Genomic DNA, 20,416 nt, shown 5'->3' on the forward strand with positions numbered 1-20,416 from the left:
GTGATTGTCGACAGAGCTAATCCAGGCATGGCTAAGGAAATAACCAGTTTGGCTCAATCCAGCCTAGATGCTGCAACAGTGACCCAGGCAGCAACCAGGCTGAATACAGACAAAGCGCAGATGTTGTTTAGCTGCTTCGCACTGGTGTATGCCAGATATTACCAGATGTCACCAGCGAGGATGCGATATGTAGATAATGCTGACGCTGATTCAGCAAGTAATACCGAACAAGTATGTGACTTACACCTTGACCCCATGATGACTGTACAGCAATGGCACGATTATGTGTGTACACAGACAACAGGTGCACTTCCCGTGCCAACAGGCGCGTCAGAGAGTGCAGATGCGCTGTTGCCGGTTTTTCTTGTGACAGAGTCTGCCAAAGCAGACATTGAACGTCTGTCATTTACTTTGCTGTTAAACATGGCATCTGACTCACATCTTGAGTGGTTTTATGATGCCCGGCAGATAGACCATCAAACTGTGGAGACGCTTGCAGACTGGCTAACCTTTGTGGTTACAGAGGTCGCGATTGACCCAAATCAGTCTCTGAACGCTTTGGCTTATTATCATGAGACTTTGTCTCCCCCGGTTGCGCAAACACCTCAAAGCATTGTCGATGTACTCGACCAACTTTCTGAACACGCTCCCCGGACCCTGGCTGTGTGTGACAGTGATGAGCAAATCGATTATCGCACTTTAGTGACTCGCTCCTGTCATCTGGCGGCACAACTTAATGAGCAGGTTGACCCGGGTACTCGGGTCGGTGTGATGCTGCCCGGCTCAGTAGCTGCACTGGTGGCACAGCTTGCGTTATGGCGCTTAGGCGCCACCTTTGTACCGCTTGACCCTGGTTATCCGGCACAAAGACTGGCACACATTATGACCGATGCGGAGCTCAAATGTGTGCTCACAGATGCTACCAATGAGCACAAAGGTGTGCGCGATGGTGTGAAGTGCTATCGGTATGATGCTCTGATGGCACAGACACACAGTAAGGTCTGGCATCCACCCGAGATAGACACCAGTTTGTCTGCTTATATTATTTATACTTCCGGGTCGACCGGTTTGCCCAAGGGCGTGCCGATAAGCTATGAAGCTTTTGCTGCGCACATTCATGCCATGTCTGAGCATTTGGCGTTATCGGATAAGGATGCCGTGTTGTCATTTGCATCTTTGAACGTAGATACCGCACTGGAGCAGATCTGGGTGGGACTGTGTGCCGGCGCAGCGGTGCATATTAAGGGCGAGCGGTTGTGGCGTCATCAGGAGCTGACCGATTACTTGTTGCAACAACAGATCACCTGTACCGACCTGCCGCCGGCGCTGGTCGCTGAACTGCTCAGTGAGCAAACGAACGAGATGGCGTTTTGGCAGCAAACCCGGTTGCATACTTTAGTACTGGGCGGAGAAACCCTGAACCCTCAGATTGTCCGTCGCTGGGAAGAGTTGGCGCTTTTCTCACGCTGTCGATTATTTAATGCCTATGGACCCACTGAAGCAACCATTACCTCCACCTGGCACCAGGTAACATCGGCTGATTTGTCGCGTGCCAGTATTCCCATTGGTAAGTTATGTGGGCCCAGAATTGCGTTAGTGGTTGGCAGTGAAGGCCATGAACAGCCCCCTGGTGCTGTTGGGGAATTGTTATTGGCAGGACCCTGCCTGAGTTCAGGTTATCTGAATCGCGAAGCAGAAAACCACAGTAAGTTTATTCAATATCGTGGCATACGTTGGTACCGCAGTGGGGATTTAGTCAGACAAGGTCCCGATGGCGAGTTCTATTTCCTGGGACGTGCTGATGAGCAGGTCAAAGTACGGGGCTTTCGTGTCGAGCTGGGCGAGATTGACAGTCAACTGGCTCGTCATGATCAGATCAGAAGCATTGCGGTGGTTGATGTTGTACGAGGACAGAGTCAACAGCTGGTTGCCTTCTATGTTGCGCAGGGAGAGCCGCCCACTGGCGAGGAACTCAGTGAATTTGCGGCATCTCGTCTGCCCGGGCATATGGTACCAAACCAGTTTGTCGCCCTGAATGAATTACCTCTGCTGCCCAATGGAAAGGTCAATCGTCGCGCACTGCGAGATCATCGCTTGCCTGAACCTGTGGCCAGCGAAATCGTTGAGCCTCAGTCGCCATTACAAACACAGCTTAGGAAGATCTGGGCGCAGGCATTTGAATTGCCTGAAGAGGCACTCAGTTGTGCTGCACACTTTTTTGCGCTGGGCGGACACTCCCTGATTGGTCTGCGTATACTCGGCGCCATTAGCGAACAGTTGATGGTAGACCTTGAGTTTCAAAGCCTGCTTACTCATCCCACCATAGTGGACCTGGCAAACTACATTGAACTCGACACTGCGTCATTGGCAAAGGAAGTGAACCCATTGCCCGCCATCTCGGTGCAACCTGATGCAGCAGGTGGTCCGGTGGTATCCTTTGCGCAGCAACAGATGTGGCTGGCCAGTCAGCACGAAGGCTTGGAGGAAAATGGACAACACAGCTATTTAGTGCCACTGACACTGTCGCTTAGCGGCCCGCTGGAGATCCCGCGTTTGCAAGCTGCATTGGATCTGTGGCTGGCACATAACCCAATCTTACGCACCCGCCTGGTGATGGACGAAGACGGCCAGTTGCAGCCCCAGCTCGCTGACACTACGCAGCTGCCATTGCAACACATTGAACTGAGTCAGCTGGATGAAGCACAGCAATCACAGCGCATTGCACAGGTCCGTGCTGAGTTGGGCCGCGGACTGACACCAGCCAGTTCGCTGATGGTGAACGCTTGTTTGATTAGCGTGTCTGAGCAGCGTCACCTTTTATGTTGTGTGTTTCATCACATCGCAGTTGATGACTGGTCGGTCAATTTACTGTGCCAGCAACTGAGTGAGTTCTATCAGCATGCGGTTGAGCCTGGTGAGCAGGCAGGTTATGGGGATTATGCTCGCTGGCAAAAGCAACACTGGGAGGGCAGTGAGCAGGCGCAGGCCATGAGCCAGTATTGGCAGACGCAGTTAGAGTCGTTGCCGGCTCTGCATGGTATTGCCCTCGACAAACCGCGCAGTCATTTGTCACTCAATGAGGAGCAATCACCCGCGGCAGGTATGGCACGAGTTGTGCTCCCACAGACTGTTGGGCAGCAATTGGCTAAATTTGCCAAGCGCCATGGCACCTCTGAATTTGTGGTATTGCAGAGTATGTTTGCGCTGGTGGTAAGCCTGTTTAGCCGTGAAGAAGACGTGGTTATTGGGTCACCCATGGCGAATCGTCAACAGCGCGCCACCCAGGAGATGGTCGGATATTTTGTGAATCCGGTGGCTATTCGCAGTCAGGTCAATCGCCAGCAAACTCTGGCGCAGTTTATTGCCGGTCAGCACGACACCATCATGGCGGCGATGGCGCACCAGGCGTTTCCTTTTTCTCATTTGGTCGATACGCTTAATCCGCCACGCCAGGAACATGTTCATCCAATTTTTCAGATTCTGTTTAACTTTCTGGGTAAGAACCCACATCGTGAACACTTTACACTGGGCGAGGTTGAAGCCCGGGTATTGACTGAGCAAGACACTCAGGCGAAGTTTGATCTGACCCTGGATATCTGGCAAAGCATGGATGACCAGCTCACCACCAGCCTTTACTATAACAGTGCTTTGTTTGACAGCACGACCGCGGAGTCAATTCTGTCGCAATTCTGTGAGGCCCTGAATCACTGGCTGACAGAGTCTACCCAACCTCTGCATCAGTTAACAAACGTCCCTGTTCAGTCTGCCCGGGAAGTGCTGCTGACACTTGGTAAAGGGGTAGAATGTGAGCTGGGTGAGTCTTTTGTGCAACGTCTGAATCGCCTCAGTGAACAGTGTGACGGCCGCCCGGCGCTGATTGACGATAATCGTTCTCTCAGTTACCGGGAGTTGGCACAACAGGCCCGTGCATTGGCTGGTTACTTACAAAGTAACGGGGTGGAGCAAGGTGATGCCATTGCCGTGATGATGCCTCGTTGTGTTGAGTATATTGTCGCTGTCTATGCCTGCCATTTATGTGGCGCGGCGTTTGTTCCTGTTGATACTCACTTCCCGGTTGAGCGAGTTAATAATATCGCCAGCCAGGCCGGTATCCGTTGGTTGTTGAGTGTATCGGAAGTTGCCAAGGCCCCGGAACTGGCATGTGAATTTATCGATGTCCGGGTTGCGATTGCACAAGGGCTGAGTTGTCAGCCGGTAGTCAACCGTCCACAAGATACGGCCTATATGCTGTTTACGTCCGGTTCAACCGGCACGCCCAAAGGGGTTATCGTCACCCAGCGTAACTTAAGCTACTTTTTAACTACCAATGATACGGATACATTTTCGGCGCATGATCCTCGTAATGTACGGTGGGGCTGGCGCCTGGCGTTTGTCTTTGACGGCTCCATGCTGGGGCTGGGCGCTGTCGCTGCTGGTGCAACTGTGGTGCTGGCAGACGAAGCGACCTGTCAGGATCCAGAGCGTTATGCGGAGTTTTGTCGTCAGCATCAGCTCACTCACTGTTGTGTCACCCCTTCATTTTGTGAGCTATTTATCGAGCAATGGCCGGATGTTGCACAGATGCCAAACCTGGGGATGGGAGGCGAGTCGATTTCGCCGTCATTATGGGCACGCCTCAATGAGATTGCCGCTCAAACCGGGTTGAGCATCATCAATTACTACGGTCCGACAGAAATCACGGTACATGCCACATGCTGTGATATCAGCACATCAGCTTTACCAAGTATCGGCAAGGTGGCAAGCAATGCGCAGATTTATCTGGTCGATGACTGCGGTGCCTTGTTACCTCGTGGCGCGATTGGCGAGATATGGGTTGCAGGTAGTGGTGTCACAGCCGGTTATCTGGGCCAGCCGGCATTGACTGCGGAAAAATTCATTGAAAACCCCTTTGGTCCTGGTTTGGTTTATAAAACCGGCGATCTGGGGCGCTGGAATACACAAGGGCAGCTTACTTTTCAGGGACGCGCAGATACGCAATTAAAACTGCGTGGCTATCGAATTGAGCCCGGCGAAGTCGAATCAGTTATTGCTCAGCATGAAGTCGTGCAGCAAGCGTTTGTAACAGCGCACCGCCAGCAGCTGGTTGCTTATGTGGCAGTGGGTGATGTCGCTGAGGGCGCGCATGTCGAGCTACAGCGTGCTTTACAGGTGAACCTGAATGCGCAGCTCCCAGCTTATATGATACCGACCCACTTTGTTTTTATACCTCAGCTGCCTTTGACTCTGAACGGCAAGGTCAACAAAAAAGCATTGCCGCTTCCTCAGGCGAGTGGCGCAGATGAGTATGTTGCACCGGGCGATGTTACTGAGGTGAAGCTCTGCGAAATATGGGCAGAAGTATTAACACTGGACGCCTCGCAGATCAGTGTACACGGTAACTTCTTTACGCTGGGTGGCCACTCCTTACTGGCAACTAAGCTGATCAGTATGATTAAGAAGGTGTTTGGCTATCCGCTGACAATGACACAGCTGTTTGCCAATCCAAACATCGCAGCGCTGGCAGCCCTGCTGCCAGCGCCTCAGGCAGCCGACAGTGCTGTACGCAGTGAAATACAATTTGACCCCAATGCAGACGTCGTATTGTCATTTGCGCAGCAACAGATGTGGCTGGCCTGTGAAATGAGTGACAATCAGGCTGGGTACTTGCTGCCACTACACCTGGCATTGCACGGCTCGGTTGATGCTGCCCGGCTTGATACAGCGCTGGTTAGCCTGCTCACTCGTCATACCGTGTTGCGTACTTCCATTGAGCGTACCGGACAGGGGATTGTTGCCAGGGTAAATCCGGCACCGGACAGGGTTTTAAGTCAGGTTGACTTGCGTGAGTACAATACCGTGCAGCAGCAAGAGGCCATTGCTAAAGTGACAGAGCAAGTGGCAACGACACTAACACCTGCCAGCGATCTTATGCTGCATGCCGTCTTGTTTACGCTCGGTACTGAGCAGTATGAGCTGAGATTATGGTGTCATCATATCGCAGCGGATGGCTGGTCTGTCGAGCTGCTGGGTAATGAATTATCCGCTTTATATGTTGACCCCACAGCTCAGCATGACGTGACGTTACAATACAGTGACTTTGCCCGTTGGCAGCGTGAGCACTTTGCTGAGCAAGATGTGCTGCCGTCACTGCGTGAATACTGGCAGACGCAGCTCACCGATTTACCGAGTTTACACAGTTTGCCGATAGATGGTGCACCTGAGGGGGATCTGCATACCGCGCATACCTGTCGGGTGACACTTGATGAAAAGCAAAACCAGCAGCTGAAAGCATTTTCGGGTGCTCATGATGTTACCTCGTTTGTGACATTACAGAGCGCATTTGCGTTACTGCTGGCACAATTTGGCGCCGAGCAAGACGTGGTAATGGGTACGCCGATGGCGAATCGTCGTCATGAAGAAACTCAGTCACTGATTGGCTATTTCGTTAATTCAGTGGTGCTGCGCAGCGCGGTAGACTGGACAGACAGCTTCAGCACTATGCTTGTCCGACAAAAAGCCATGATCCTCGATGCGTATGAGCATCAGGAACTGCCATTTGAACAGCTGGTTGAGCTCTTACAGCCGCAACGCGTGCATGGTCGTCATCCGCTTTTCCAGATCATGTTCAATTATTTATCCAGTGATGAACGTCTGACGTCGTTTGCCTTGCCGGGTGTCCGGGTGAGTACATTGCCCCCAGAGCAAAGCGCCGCTAAGTTTGATCTGTCACTGAACATCATAGAGCGCGACTCTGGTGCGTTGAGCATTGAAGTGGATTACGCCACGGATCTGTTCAGTGAGGCGATGATAAACAGCTTGCTGTCTCAGTTCGTGCATATTATCTCGGTATGTTGCGCCGCGCCTTCTGAGCCGCTCAATGCACTTGATTTACTCGCACCAGAGCAAATGCCTGTAGTGCGCGAGCAGCTGGGTCACGGGCCTGAGCAGACTGTGCAGTCGGTATTCATGCCACAGCGCTTGTCTGATCTGGCTGCCGCTCGTCCGGCGCACATTGCCGTGCACGATGCGCATGCTCAACTGAGTTATGCTGAGCTGGATCATCAGGCCAGACAGTATGCTGCGGGTCTTCAGCAGCTGGGTGTAAAGCCGGGTGATGCGCTGGCATTGTTGCTACCCAAAGATGTGCATTTGGTGGCATTGCTACAAGCAATTCATCTGTGTGGCGGCGTCTATATCCCGTTGGATGAAAGCTATCCGACTGAGCGGATAGACAACATCTGTCAGCAAGCCGATGTGCGCTTTATTATCAGTTGTGAGTCGTTGCAAACACTGTATCGGGGTGAACGTGTGGTCCACCAGCTGAAAACCCTCAGTGCTGACCATAACCGCTATCAGAGTGTGGATGTCTGTGCGCAAGATACCGCGTATATATTATTTACATCTGGCTCAACTGGTGAGCCAAAAGGGGTGCAGGTGAGCCATGGCAACCTGGCTCACTTTATTGGAGTGATGCAAGATACTGTACTCAGTGGTCGTGATGTCAGGGATGTGTGCTGGGGCTGGCGTGCGCCGCTGGTCTTTGATGCCTCGGTGGTTGGCCTTGCTGCACTGGCACTGGGCGGACAGCTATGGATGTGTGACAGAGAAACCAGCCGGGATCCAGTTAAATATGCGGCGTTCGTTCAGCAACAGGGTATCAATCTGACCTTTGCAACCCCCTCGTTTGCTCAGCTGATGCTCGATGCCTGGCCACAGGATAAGCCTATCCCGGATCTTGTGTTAGGCGGAGAGGCGCTGGAGCAGCCCCTTTGGTCACAACTGGTCACTCTGCGTGAACAGGGGCACCGGGCTTATAACGTCTATGGACCAACGGAAACAACGGTTTATGTGACCTGTACTGAGGTAACCGGCGACACAACGCATCTGGGGCAAACCGTAGCCAGCACCCAGCTTTATGTGCTTGACGCTTACCAGCGTCTGCAACCATTTGGTGCGAAAGGCGAACTTTACATCGCAGGTAGCGGGGTCTCTCTGGGTTATCTGAATCGTGACCAACAAACCCGGGACAGCTTCCTGAATAACCCGTTTGGTGCAGGAAAACTGTACCGCAGTGGCGATCTGGTACGCTGGGATGAAGCTCGCCGTCTGACATACATGGGTCGGGCGGATGACCAAATTAAACTACGCGGTTTGCGCATTGAATTGGGAGAAATCACCCGCTTGATGAGCAACAGCGGTCTGGTAAAGCAAGCTTGCGTGCAGGTTGTTGAGCAGCATTTGATTGCCTACTTTACGGCACCAGAAACTGCGACAGGCGATCTTGATCGTCAACTGACACAATATCTGAGTGAAAAGTTGCCGGATTATATGGTGCCTTCACAGTGCATTTTGCTTGATGAAATGCCATTAACCGTAAACGGGAAAGTGGATAAGCGCAGGTTACCTGCAGCAAATATCGTTGAGCAGGCGTATCTGGGGCCGGTTAATGAAACAGAGCAACAACTGGTGGAGCTGTGGGCTCAGGTATTGGGCCGCAAAGCCGATGAAATAAGTACAACGGCCAACTTCTTTGCGCTGGGCGGACATTCTTTGCTGGCAGCTAAGCTGATCACGTTGATCAATGGGGCGTTTGGGGGTGACTGGTCACTGGCGAGTGTCTTTAAGTATGCGAGCATTCAGGCTCAGGCAGGGATGATTGCGCAGCACACGCAGATTACCCACAGTGTCGAAATTACGCGTTCACACTGTGATGAACCAGCGCTGTCTATGGCACAGCGCCAGATGTGGCTGGCCTGTGAGATGAGTGACGATCAGGCGGGTTATTATATTCCGCTTTACCTGCGCTTTGATGCTTGCCCAGACCCTGAACGTCTGGACCAAGCCTTATGTGCTTTACTTGAGCACAATCCGGTACTGAGAACCTCAGTAGTGCAGCAAGATAATGAGCTGATAGCAAAACTTAATGCCCAGCCTGACAGCGTGCTAACGTTTGATGATCTGTCAGAGTGTGAGACAGAGCAACGTGACACGGCACTGGCTAACAGTTTTGCGCAACTTCATGAGGATCTGACGCCGCAAAGTCCGCTGATGCTGCGCGCGAAACTGATCACCCTGAGCGCTCAAGAGTACGTTCTGGCGCTGTGTATTCATCATATCGCGGCGGACGGCTGGTCCATGGGACTGATCCTGGAGCAGCTGGATCACTTTTATCGTACTGGGCACGCTGATGAGTCTGACCTGCCTCTATATCATGACTATGCACGCTGGCAGCAAGCACGGTTCGACGATCCTGTTCATATGGATAAGCTGGCGAAGTACTGGCAACAGCAGCTGGCAGACCTACCACTGCATCATGAGCTGGCACTGGATAATCCGCGTCCGGTTGATGCCAGCTATCGAGCGCAGACTCTGAGCAGACGCATTCCTAAGGAGCTGGTGAGTGCAATCCGCGAATTTGCTCAACAACAGCAAACCACCCCATTTGTGGTGTTGCAGAGTGCTTTTTCCTGGGTCTTGTCGTTGTTCAGTGGTGAACAAGACATTGTGATGGGTACGCCAATGGCAAACCGTCAGCAGGCGAGCTGTGAACACATGATTGGCTATTTTGTAAATAGTGTTGTGTTGCGTGCGCAGGTATCTCCTCAGCTTAGTTTTAGTGAACTGGTCAAAGCGCAAAATAGTACCTTCCTGAGCGCTTATGAGCATCAGGCCTATCCGTTTGAGACTCTGGTTGAAACCTTAAACCCAGAGCGGGTCGCACATCTTCATCCGCTATTCCAGATCATGTTCAGCTATCTGACAGCCGAGCATAGTGCGGCGATTTCTCTGGGAGAGCTTGGCTGCGAAACGCTGGAAGAGCCAAACAGCTTCGCTAAATTTGACCTGACGCTCAATGCAACAGAGCAGCAAAATGGCGATATCCTGCTGGAAATTGACTTCAGTACGGACATCTTTGAGGCCGCGACAGCACAAGCCCTGCTGACCTGTCTGAGCGATGGACTCAGCAACTTACTGGCTCACAGCAGTACGCCATTCGAATCTTTGCCCGCACTGGTTGATGACACTCAGCGGCGTGCCATTGAGGCACTGGGTAAAGGCGCGTCTTGCCAGTACGAGGCGGATTTGCGCACTATGCTCGAAGCGCGTGTTGCCCAAACCCCTGAGCACATCGTCATTGAAGAGGGCGAGTTGACACTGACTTACAGTCAGCTACAAACGCGTGCCAAACAACTGGCAGGGTATTTACAATCTCTGGGTGTGCAGCCCGGTGATAATCTGGGACTGCTATTACCGCGCAGCGCCGATGCGCTCGTGGCTATTTATGCAACCCAGTTGTGTGGCGCGACCTTTGTGCCGCTGGCGCTGGATTACCCTCGCGCCCGGCTTGAGAAAATAGCTGAACAGGCACAGATCCGTCTGTTACTGGTTCAGCACCCGGATGCAGGGCAGGCATTTGAGGGAATAGCCGAGATTGTCAGCCTGCAAACTATTCCATCTGGCTGCGACTACCGGGTGCCAGAGCGATATGCACAGATGGCGTATTTGCTCTTTACATCCGGCTCTACCGGCGAGCCCAAAGGCGTGTGTATCAGTCAGCAAAATCTGGCGCATCTACTGACAAGCTGGACACAGCGGACCTTTGCAACGGCAGACATGGCCACGGTGCGCTGGGGCTGGCGTGCTCCTTTAGTATTTGATGCGTCTATGTTTGGCCTGGCCATAGTGGCATTTGGCGGGTGTCTGGTCATTGCTGACCATGAAACGGGTCGTGACCCCTATGCCTTTATGCAGTTCTGTCAGGCTCACGATATTAACTACAGCTTTGCCACGCCTTCTTTTGCGGAGCAAATGCTGGAGTGTCATGAACAAGATATGCCATCGCTGATGCTCGGTGGTGAAGCGCTGAATCGTAAACTCTGGTGCCAGCTCAGTGAGTACAGTGAGCAACATGGTCGCGTGTTCTTCAATGCCTATGGTCCGACGGAAACAACCGTCGAAGTAACTCAGACTGAGGTCACAGGCACCCATCCTCATCTCGGTGGTCCGATAGCCAATACCCAGCTTTACGTACTGGACGCTCAGCAGCGTTGTATTCCTGTCGGGGCCAAAGGGGAGTTGTATATTGCCGGTGCGGGCGTTGCTGAGGGCTATCTCAACAATCCGGCACAGAGTGAAAAAGCCTTTATTAACAATCCATTTGGTTCAGGTTTGCTGTATCGCAGTGGCGATTTGGTACGCTGGGATCATGATGGCAATCTGGAATTCTTTGGTCGTATCGATCAGCAGGTCAAATTGCGTGGATTCCGTATCGAACTGGGCGAGATTGAAACGGTACTCAGTCGCAGCGAAGCTGTAGCTCAAGTGGTCTTAACGGTGCAGGGCTCGCACCTGGTTGCCTATTTCGTCGCGGCAGGCGCATTGAGCGAGCAGGACATTACGGCGCGTTTGCGGGCACTGGCTCAGCAAGCTCTGCCTGACTATATGCAGCCAAGTTACTATGTTCAGATTGAGCAGGTGCCGTATGCCGTAAGCGGAAAAATTAACCTGCGGGCACTGCCTGCGATCAGTGTCGAGCAGGCGCATTATGAGGCGCCGGCAACATATCTGGAGTCGCAGCTGCAAACGCTGTGGGCTGAAATTCTCGCACTGGATGTTGGCCAGATAAGCGTTGAGGCCAATTTCTTCGCGCTGGGGGGCCACTCTCTGGCGGCGAGCAAACTGGTTGCCCGGGTGAAGCAAACCCAGCCATGCACATTGAACGTATCTGATGTGTTTAAAATGCCGACCATTCGGGCACTGGCACGTGCGCTGACGTCGCAACGGCAGCTGCCTCAGGATCAGCCTTTGGTGAAGACGCAGCGTCCGGAACGACTGCCATTAAGCGATGCGCAGCAGCGATTGTGGTTGGTTGATCAGATGGAAGGGCGCAGTGCTCAGTACAACATGCCATTCGCATTTGATTATCATGGTGTGCTTGATTTAACGACGCTGACACAGGCATTGACGGCGCTGGTCGAGCGCCATGAGGTGCTGCGCACCTGCTTGCGTCGGGACGAGCTGGGGCCTTACCAGTATATCCAGGAGGTCAGTGCATTTGAGCCACAAGTACTCGATGCCAGTGATTACAGTACAGAGGAATTTGCCGGTCTGCTTGAGCAGTTGGCGGTGACCCCGTTTGACTTGGAGCAGGACGTGCTGCTGCGTGCACATGTCTTTATCCGTGGTGATGATCATTACACCCTGCTACTCAACTTCCATCATGTGGCAATGGATGGTTCGGGCATGGAGATATTCATTGCTGAGCTGGACGCGCTGTATAGCCACAGGGGAGACAACGAACGCCTGAAGCCGCTGGCACTGCAATATGCCGATTATGCGCTGTGGGAGCATCAGGGTCGTCACCCCGAAAATCTGGCCGCACAGCGGACCTACTGGCATCAGCAGCTGGCACAGTTACCGCCTGTGCATGAGCTGCCGCTGGATAAGCCGCGCCCTCAGGAAATGACCCACAGTGGTCAGGTGGTGTTCAATCAGCTTAGCGAACAATGCAGCCAGACATTAAAAGCCTATTGCGAACGTCAGGGGGTCAGTACTTTTATGGCGATGCATGGCTTACTCAGCGCACTATTGAGTAAGTTCAGTGGCAGTCGCGACATTGTTATCGGTACGCCTGTGGCCAATCGTGAACAGCTGGAAACGCAGCGCATGTTAGGCTTCTTTGCCAATACTCTGGTCCTGCGTATGGACACAGATCTGTCCATGTCATTTGCACAATTGCTGGCACAAAGCCGCGACACTGCACTGGCTGCGTTTGATAATCAAAGCGTGTCTTTTGAAACCCTGGTGGCAGATTTACAAGAGGCGCGTCACAATCGTTATAACCCTCTGTTCCAGATCCTGTTGGTGGTTCAGAGTCAGCACAATAGTGCCTGGTTACTGGATGGGGTCGAGCTGCGTGAGCACCCGGTTAACTTTGATCAGAGTAAATTTGACCTGACACTGTCGGTAGTTGAGCAAGCAGGACAGATCCGTCTCGACTGGGAATATAACAGTGACTTGTTCCACAAAGCGACCATAGAATCACTGGCACAGGCGTTTGTGGCTCTATGTGAACAAGCTTTGGCGACACCAGATGCACAGCTACTGTCTCTGCCGCTGAACGCTGAGGACAGCTGTGACGCTGCAGACGTGGCGCACTTACCTCAGTCTGTCGCCGATGTCTTGCAGTTAAGCGCCCAGACTCAGCCCGGTGCCCTGGCGTTAGAATCAAGCGAGGTACAGCTAACTTATGGTGAGTTTGTGGCTCAATCCAGCCAGCTGGCGCGTTTACTGGCACAGCACGGGGTCAGGCAACATCAGGTTGTGGCGCTGACTTATGCGCGCACACCTGCCAGCTATCTGGCCATTGCGGCCCTGCTACAATTGGGCGCGGCGTATCTGCCTCTGGACCCTAAACTGCCAGAGCAGCGTCTGCGCTATATTCTGCAGCAAAGTGGCGTTGAACATGTGATTGACACCCGAGGCGACGCCAGCCTCGCAGAGCTAATCGACACGCTTGAATTAAACTGTCTGGCACTCACCTGGCCGGCGCTGCAGTCGCAACTGAAGGGGCTGGACGACAGCGTCTATCGCAGTGAAGAGCCCATTCAGGGTGAAGACGCGGCCTATGTGATTTATACCTCAGGGACAACCGGTGAGCCTAAAGGGGTGGTGCAAACGCATCGTACTCTATGCCATCTGGCGGTTGCCCAGCAAAGCAAGCATGGACTCACTGATGCGAAGCGAACTTTGCAGTTTACGCCTCTCACCTTTGACGTGTCCGTGCAGGAACTGATCACCAGCTGGTTCACAATCAGTCCGCTGGTACTGATAAACGAAGAAGAAAAAGACAATCTGGCGCAGCTGCCTCAGCTACTGAGTGCACGCAAAATCGAGCGTTTGTTCTGTCCACCAGCGGTACTTCAAATCCTGGCTGAAGAAGTGAAGGGTAACGACTATGATGCGGTGCCGGATGAGATCATTGTTGCCGGTGAAGCCTTGTATATCTCAGAGGCCATCGCGGCGCTGTTTACCCGCTTCCCCAGCAAGCTCTGGAACCATTATGGTCCGACAGAGACCCATGTAGCCTGTGCGGAGTTTGTCGACGACTTTAGCCAGCCCGGTTTTGCCTTTATTGGTCTCCCTGTGGGCCAGTGTGGGCTGCATATTCTGGATCCCCATGGTCAGCCGGTGCCGCGAGGTGCCATCGGTGAGTTGCATGTCAGTGGCGCGCAGGTCGCCCTGGGTTACCTGGGCCGCGATGAGTTAACTGCGGAGCGTTTTTATACGCACGCCAGCGGACAGCCTTGCTACAACACGGGCGATAGAGTTCGCTTCAATGGTAACGGTAAGCTGGAATATCTGGGCCGCAGTGACGATCAGGTTAAGATCCGTGGTTTCCGTGTTGAGTTGAGTGAAATTGACCTGGCATTGCAGCAATGCGAGGGAGTTACTCAGGCACGTTGCTTCACCTTTACAGACAGCCAGGGGCAGCAGCAGCTCGCCGCGGCCGTGGTGTGTGAGTCCGGTGAGGCAAATGAAACACTGCAAAGTACCCTGGTTCAGACGTTGGGCACGCAGTTGCCTGCCTATATGGTGCCAGAGCGCTATGCCTTTGTGGCGAGCCTGCCACTGACCCGCAATGGTAAGCTGGACAAGGCTCGCGTGCTCGAGCAACTGCAAAGCTCAGTCACTCTGAATGAAGTGATTGTAGCAGCCAGTACGCCGACAGAGACTTTCCTGGTCACTGTGTGGGCCGAGCTGCTGAAACTGCACGAAGCGCAGATCAGTATCGACAGTAACTTCTTTAAACTGGGCGGACATTCACTGCTGGCGACACGCCTGTTAATTGCCATTGAAAAAGCGTTCTCGCTTCAGCTGCCGTTGAAAGTCATTTTCAGTCACAGCTCCATCAACAAACTGGCCGCACTGATTGATGACTCACAGGCGACGGAGCAGTCCCTGAAACTGACTGCTGCAACTGTGGAAGGCCAGTGGTGTGCGCTGAGCTTTGCACAGGAAAGGCTGTGGTTTATGCAGCAACTTAACCCGGATGCTACCAGTTACCATATGCCGGCAGCCTATGTGTTTAAGGGGGAACTGGATGTCGTTGCGATGGAGCAAGCACTACACTGGCTTGTGGCCAGACAGGCCAGCCTGCGCACTCAGTTCCGGGTGTTTGCAGATGAAGGGGAACAACAGGTTGTACGTCAGCGCAGCCTGAGCCCGGCGCAGTTATCCTTTACCCTGACTCAGTGCACACTGAACGACACAGAGACAGAAGCACACTTTAATGCCTTTAACGCCCGGCCGTTTGATTTGCAGGCGGGCGAGGTGATCCGTGCTGAGTTGTGTAAAGTGGCTGAGCAGCATCATATTTTGATGATTTGTATGCACCACATAGCAACCGATGGCGGATCGTTCGCGATTTTTGAGCAGGAACTGTTCAGCGCCTACAATGCGCGCCGTGCCCAGACACAGCTTGAAGTTGCAGAGCTGGACCTTCAGTATCGTGATTTTGCTGCCTGGCAACGCGCGCCTGAGAATCTGGCCGCGCTGGAGCACAGCGAGCAGTACTGGCAAACACAGTTACAAGGTCTGCCAACTGTCCACAGCATTCCACTGGATAAGCCGCGCGACAGCACACAGTCATTTAAGGGTGGGTTCCATCACCACCAGCTTGACGGGGGGCTCAGTGCACAAATTGATGCGCTGTCTGCAAATGAGCAGGCGTCGTCGTTCATGCTGTTGCATAGCGTGTTTGCCGCGCTGCTGGCTCGCTGGAGTAATGAGACGGATATTGTGGTTGGCACTCCGGTGTCTAACCGCAACGATGCCGCGTTGCAAAATGTGATTGGTTTGTTCTTAAATTCAGTGGTGTTGCGTCTGGATTTAAGTGACTCGCCGAGTTTGACGAACCTGCTGCAACAGGCAAAAACGCACCACCTGTCGGCGCATGAGCATGCCAACCTGCCATTTGAGCGGCTGGTGGAAGTGCTCAATCCGGAGCGTAACCTGCAACATGCACCACTGTTCCAGGTGATGATTAATTTCGATGGTCATGACCAACCCGAACTGGCACTGGACGGACTGGACGTATCAGGCCTTGCGCTGGGCGAGTTCGATAACAAATATGATCTGACCCTGTATTTGTCGCGCCGTGAACGGGGATATGAACTGACCTGGGCGTACGATGCAAGGTTGTTTAAAGCCAGCACAATCAGCATGATTGCCGCTGAATTTGAACACCTATTGGCTCTGGGCTGCAATAACCCGGAACAGCCGCTGCTGAGCCATGCCTGGAGCGACAACGCGGTGCTGCCGCAGCCTCTGGCTCTGCCATCGCAAACTGACACCATACTGACTCAGTGGCAGCAGGTGGTGGCGATGTGTGCCGATAAGCCTGCGCTGATATCTGGTGAGCATCGCCTCACTTACCAGCAGCTGGATGCACAGGCCACACAGGTGGCGAACTTCCTTAGTACGCTGGGGGTTGAGCAGGGCGATCGGATCGCCGTGTGTATGGCCCGGGCGTTGCCCAGGATTGTCGCCATTATGGCGGTGATCAAGCTGGGTGCAATCTATGTTCCTGTTTCTACTGAACTGCCTCAACAGCGCTGCGAATTTATGATTGATGAAGTTGGCTGTAAATGGGTACTCAGTAATGCGGGCAGTGAGGTCTTGGATTGGCAGGTTGAAGCGCAGGTTTGTGCCCTGGATGACAGCGACGCTGCCAGCGCGATTGCGGCTCAACCAACAACGCCTTGCTATCAGGTTAGCCTGACACCCAATGATGGCGCCCATATCATCTTTACTTCTGGCTCAACAGGTAATCCAAAGGGGGTGCTGGGAACCCATGGCGCCACCCTGAACCGGGTTAACTGGATGGCACAAGCCTATCCATATCAGGACGATGAGCAGGCCTGTCATATTACATCGATGGCCTTTATCCGGGCGGTATGGGAATTGTTCACGCCGTTACTGCAAGGCGTTACGCTGCACCTGATAGACCGCGAACTGGTTAAGCAGGTACCTCAGTTGCTGCAGGCTCTGAGTGAGCAAGGGATCACCCGTATTGTTACGGCGCCGTCGTTGCTGAATATTGCCAATGAATATATGGCGCAAACGGGCTTCAGGTTACTGGCGCTGAACTACTGGTTTGTCAGTGGTGAGCCGCTGGCGACGGCACTGGCCCGTCAGGTATTGCCTACACTGGGCGATACTCAGTTGGTGAATCTCTATGGCTCCACTGAGGTGATGTCAGATGTCACCCATTACGTTGTCACTGACACTTCGCTTACCGATACCTTATATGCGCCTATTGGGGCTGCGATAGCCAATACCCAGGTGGTATTGTTGGATGCCAACCACAATCCGGTGCCACAGGGCGCGGTGGGTGAAATTGTGATCACAGGCCACGGCCTGGCAACTGGCTATTTTAATCGTCCGGAGCAAACAGCTGGTGCCTTTATTGAAACTCCGATTGGCCGGGCTTATGCGACGGGCGATCTGGGTCGGGTTGATGAAGCGGGTCGTCTGCATTGTCTTGGCCGTAAAGATTATCAGATTAAGATCCGGGGTTACCGTATTGAGATCGGTGAGATAGAAGCGCAGCTGGCGCGTCACAGTGATGTCCAGAATGCCATTGTCATATATGTGCCTGAGCAGCAGAGCCTGCAGGCGTATCTGCTGACCCAGGTACCTGCCTGTCAGCAATCGGCCTTGTTGCAGGCAATCAAAGCGCAGCTGGCTCAGACCCTGCCTGATTACATGTTGCCGGATGCCTTTATGTGTGTCAGCAGCTTTGCCTATCGACCCAATGGTAAGGTGGACCGCAGTCGCTTACCGGCATTTGATGTGGCGGTGAAGGATGAGTATGTCGCTCCGGCTACGCCAACAGAGCAACGGCTGCAAGCTGTCTGGCAACGTTTGCTGGACAAAGAGTCGATTAGTACCGAAGCCAACTTCTTCCACCTTGGGGGTCACTCATTACTGGCTACGCGTCTGGTGACGGCCATCATTGCTGAGTTTAACGTGGAGCTGGCGGTTAAATCCGTATTCAGTGCCAACACCATTGCCAAGCAGGCTCTGCTGATAGACAGCAGTGAGCAGCTCTCTGTTGGTGCTCAGTTGAGCGTTCAGGCGCGTCCTGCTGAAGGGGCTCCGCTGTCTTATGCGCAGCAGCGTATGTGGTTTATCAACCAGCTGGAAGGCAACAGCGGCAACTACAATATCCCGATGGTGTATGCGATCCGTGGTGAGGTGGATGTCAGTCTTATGGAGCTGGCTTTTGCTCAGTTGCTGACGCGTCACGAAGTGTTGCGCAGCCAATTTGTCAACCATGACGGAGAGGCGCGACAAATTGCCCATGATGGCAGTCATTTCACGTTGGATTATCGTGACCTGAGTGCCTTGCCTGATGCACAGAAACAGCAGCAGCTGGCCCTGGCAACAACGCAGGCCGCCACCCTGGCGATTGAATTAAGTTGTGACCCTATGTTGCATGTCACCTTGATCAAAGAGCAGGAATGTTGCTTTAAACTGTTGCTGACGGTACATCATATTGTTGCCGACGGTTGGTCCATGGGCCTGATCACCAATGAGTTTATTCGTCTTTACGAAGCGCTGGTTGAAGGGCGTGAGGCCGTATTGCCAACACTGAGTGTGCAGTACGCTGACTTTGCAATGTGGCAGCGAAGCTGGTTGCAGGGGGCACAGCTGGAACAACAAGTTGGCTTCTGGCAACAGGCTCTGGCAGGGATCCCCGTGGTGCATGAATTGCCGACCGACCAGCCTCGTCCGGCAAAACAGAGTTATCGCGGTGCCTGGCATGAGTCTCAGCTCAGTCATGCACAGCTTGCTCAGTTACAGTCTCTGGCTCAGCAAACAGACAGCACACTATACATGGTGTTGCAGTCTATGTTCAGCGTATTACTGCACAAACTGAGTCATCAGGATGACATTGTGCTGGGTACACCGGTGGCGAACCGCCGCCGTGAAGAGCTGGTGGACCTGGTGGGCTTTTTCGTGAACACTCTGGTCATGCGTACTCAGTTTGAGGCGCAGGATGGCTTTATGGATGTGCTGGCTCGTTCCAAGGCTTATATGCTGGAGGCGCAGACCCATCAGGATGTGCCTTTTGAAGCACTGGTTGAAAGTCTGGCACCGGAGCGTAGTCTGGCGTACAGCCCGCTGTTCCAGATCATGTTTGTACTGCACAACAACCAGGCGGTTGAGCTGGACAACAGCGCCTTCGAAATTGATATTGAGCGCAGTAAAGCGGCACTGGCTAAGTTCGACCTTACCTTGACGGCGATGGAAAATGAGTCGGGTCTGGGTCTGTCCTGGGAGTACAATACCGATTTGTTCAGCGCGCAGCGGATCGCCCTGTTTGATGCGGCGCTGCACCGTTTGATTGACTTGCTACTGGATACGCCACAACAACGTATTGCGGATATCTCGCTGGCTACCCCAGCGCAAGGTCAGCTGACAACTGCCGCTGTTGAAGTGACGCCGCAGTCACGGGTTATACCTTTATTTATGGCCGCTGCGGAGCAATATGCGCAACACGGTGCGCTGAGTTTCCAGGGGACACACCTGACCTATCAGCAACTTGCTGAGCGGGTTGAGCATCTCAGCGGCGCTTTGTTCGAGCAAGGTGTTGAGCCCGGTAGTGAAGTCATAGTGATGGTCCCGCGGGGGATCAATGCGGTGCTGGCGATGCTGGCAGTCTGGCGTCTGGGCGCAGTATACATGCCCGTTGACAGTCAATGGCCTCAGGCTCGTATCGACACCATTTGCCACGACAATGAGGTGACCTTTGCGCTGATCAGCAACAACACGCCATCAGCGCAGCACCCTGACGTCGCCCGGGTACTGGAAATTGAAGCCTTATTGAACAGTACCGTGGCAGCCAGCGCACCTCACTGGCAGGGGGATGCGGATGAAGCGGCGTATGTGATCCATACCTCGGGCTCAACGGGTAAACCCAAAGGGGTGGTGGTGCCTCACCGTACACTGGCAAACCTGCTGGCGTTCCAGCGCCGCGACAACAGTGTGCTGTCTGCACCGGCAAAAACGCTGCAGTTTGCTTCACTGAACTTTGATGTGTCTGTGCAGGAGATCTGCACGGCACTGACCACAGGCGCTGAGCTGGTGGTAGTCGATCAGCATACCCGTACCGATATGGCGGCATTGCTGGATGTGATTGCCACACAGCAAGTCGCCCGGATATTTGTGCCATTTGCCGTTTTGCAGGTGATGTGCAGTGAGGCGCTGGCGTCTGGTGTCTCACTGGATGCGCTGCGTGAGATTGTGACAGCCGGTGAGCAGCTGCAGATCAGTGCTGATATTACCCGCTTCTTCAATCAGTATCCGAATTGCACGCTGATTAACCATTACGGTCCGTCTGAAACCC

1 protein-coding gene (cut by a window edge) is annotated in these 20,416 nt (G+C 53.4%); it reads left to right on the top strand.

Annotation, left to right across the window (positions count from 1 at the left end; translation table 11 throughout):
- Window positions 1-20,416, top strand: the 5' portion of a protein-coding gene (locus tag ACXAH1_RS15390) for a non-ribosomal peptide synthase/polyketide synthase (RefSeq protein ID WP_475197816.1). The gene runs 7,121 nt beyond the window's last position; only the first 20,416 of its 27,537 coding nucleotides appear in the window; the start codon lies at window positions 1-3; the stop codon falls past the right edge of the window.

The sequence above is a fragment of the Pseudoalteromonas sp. AWH4_217 genome, from assembly GCF_056161105.1.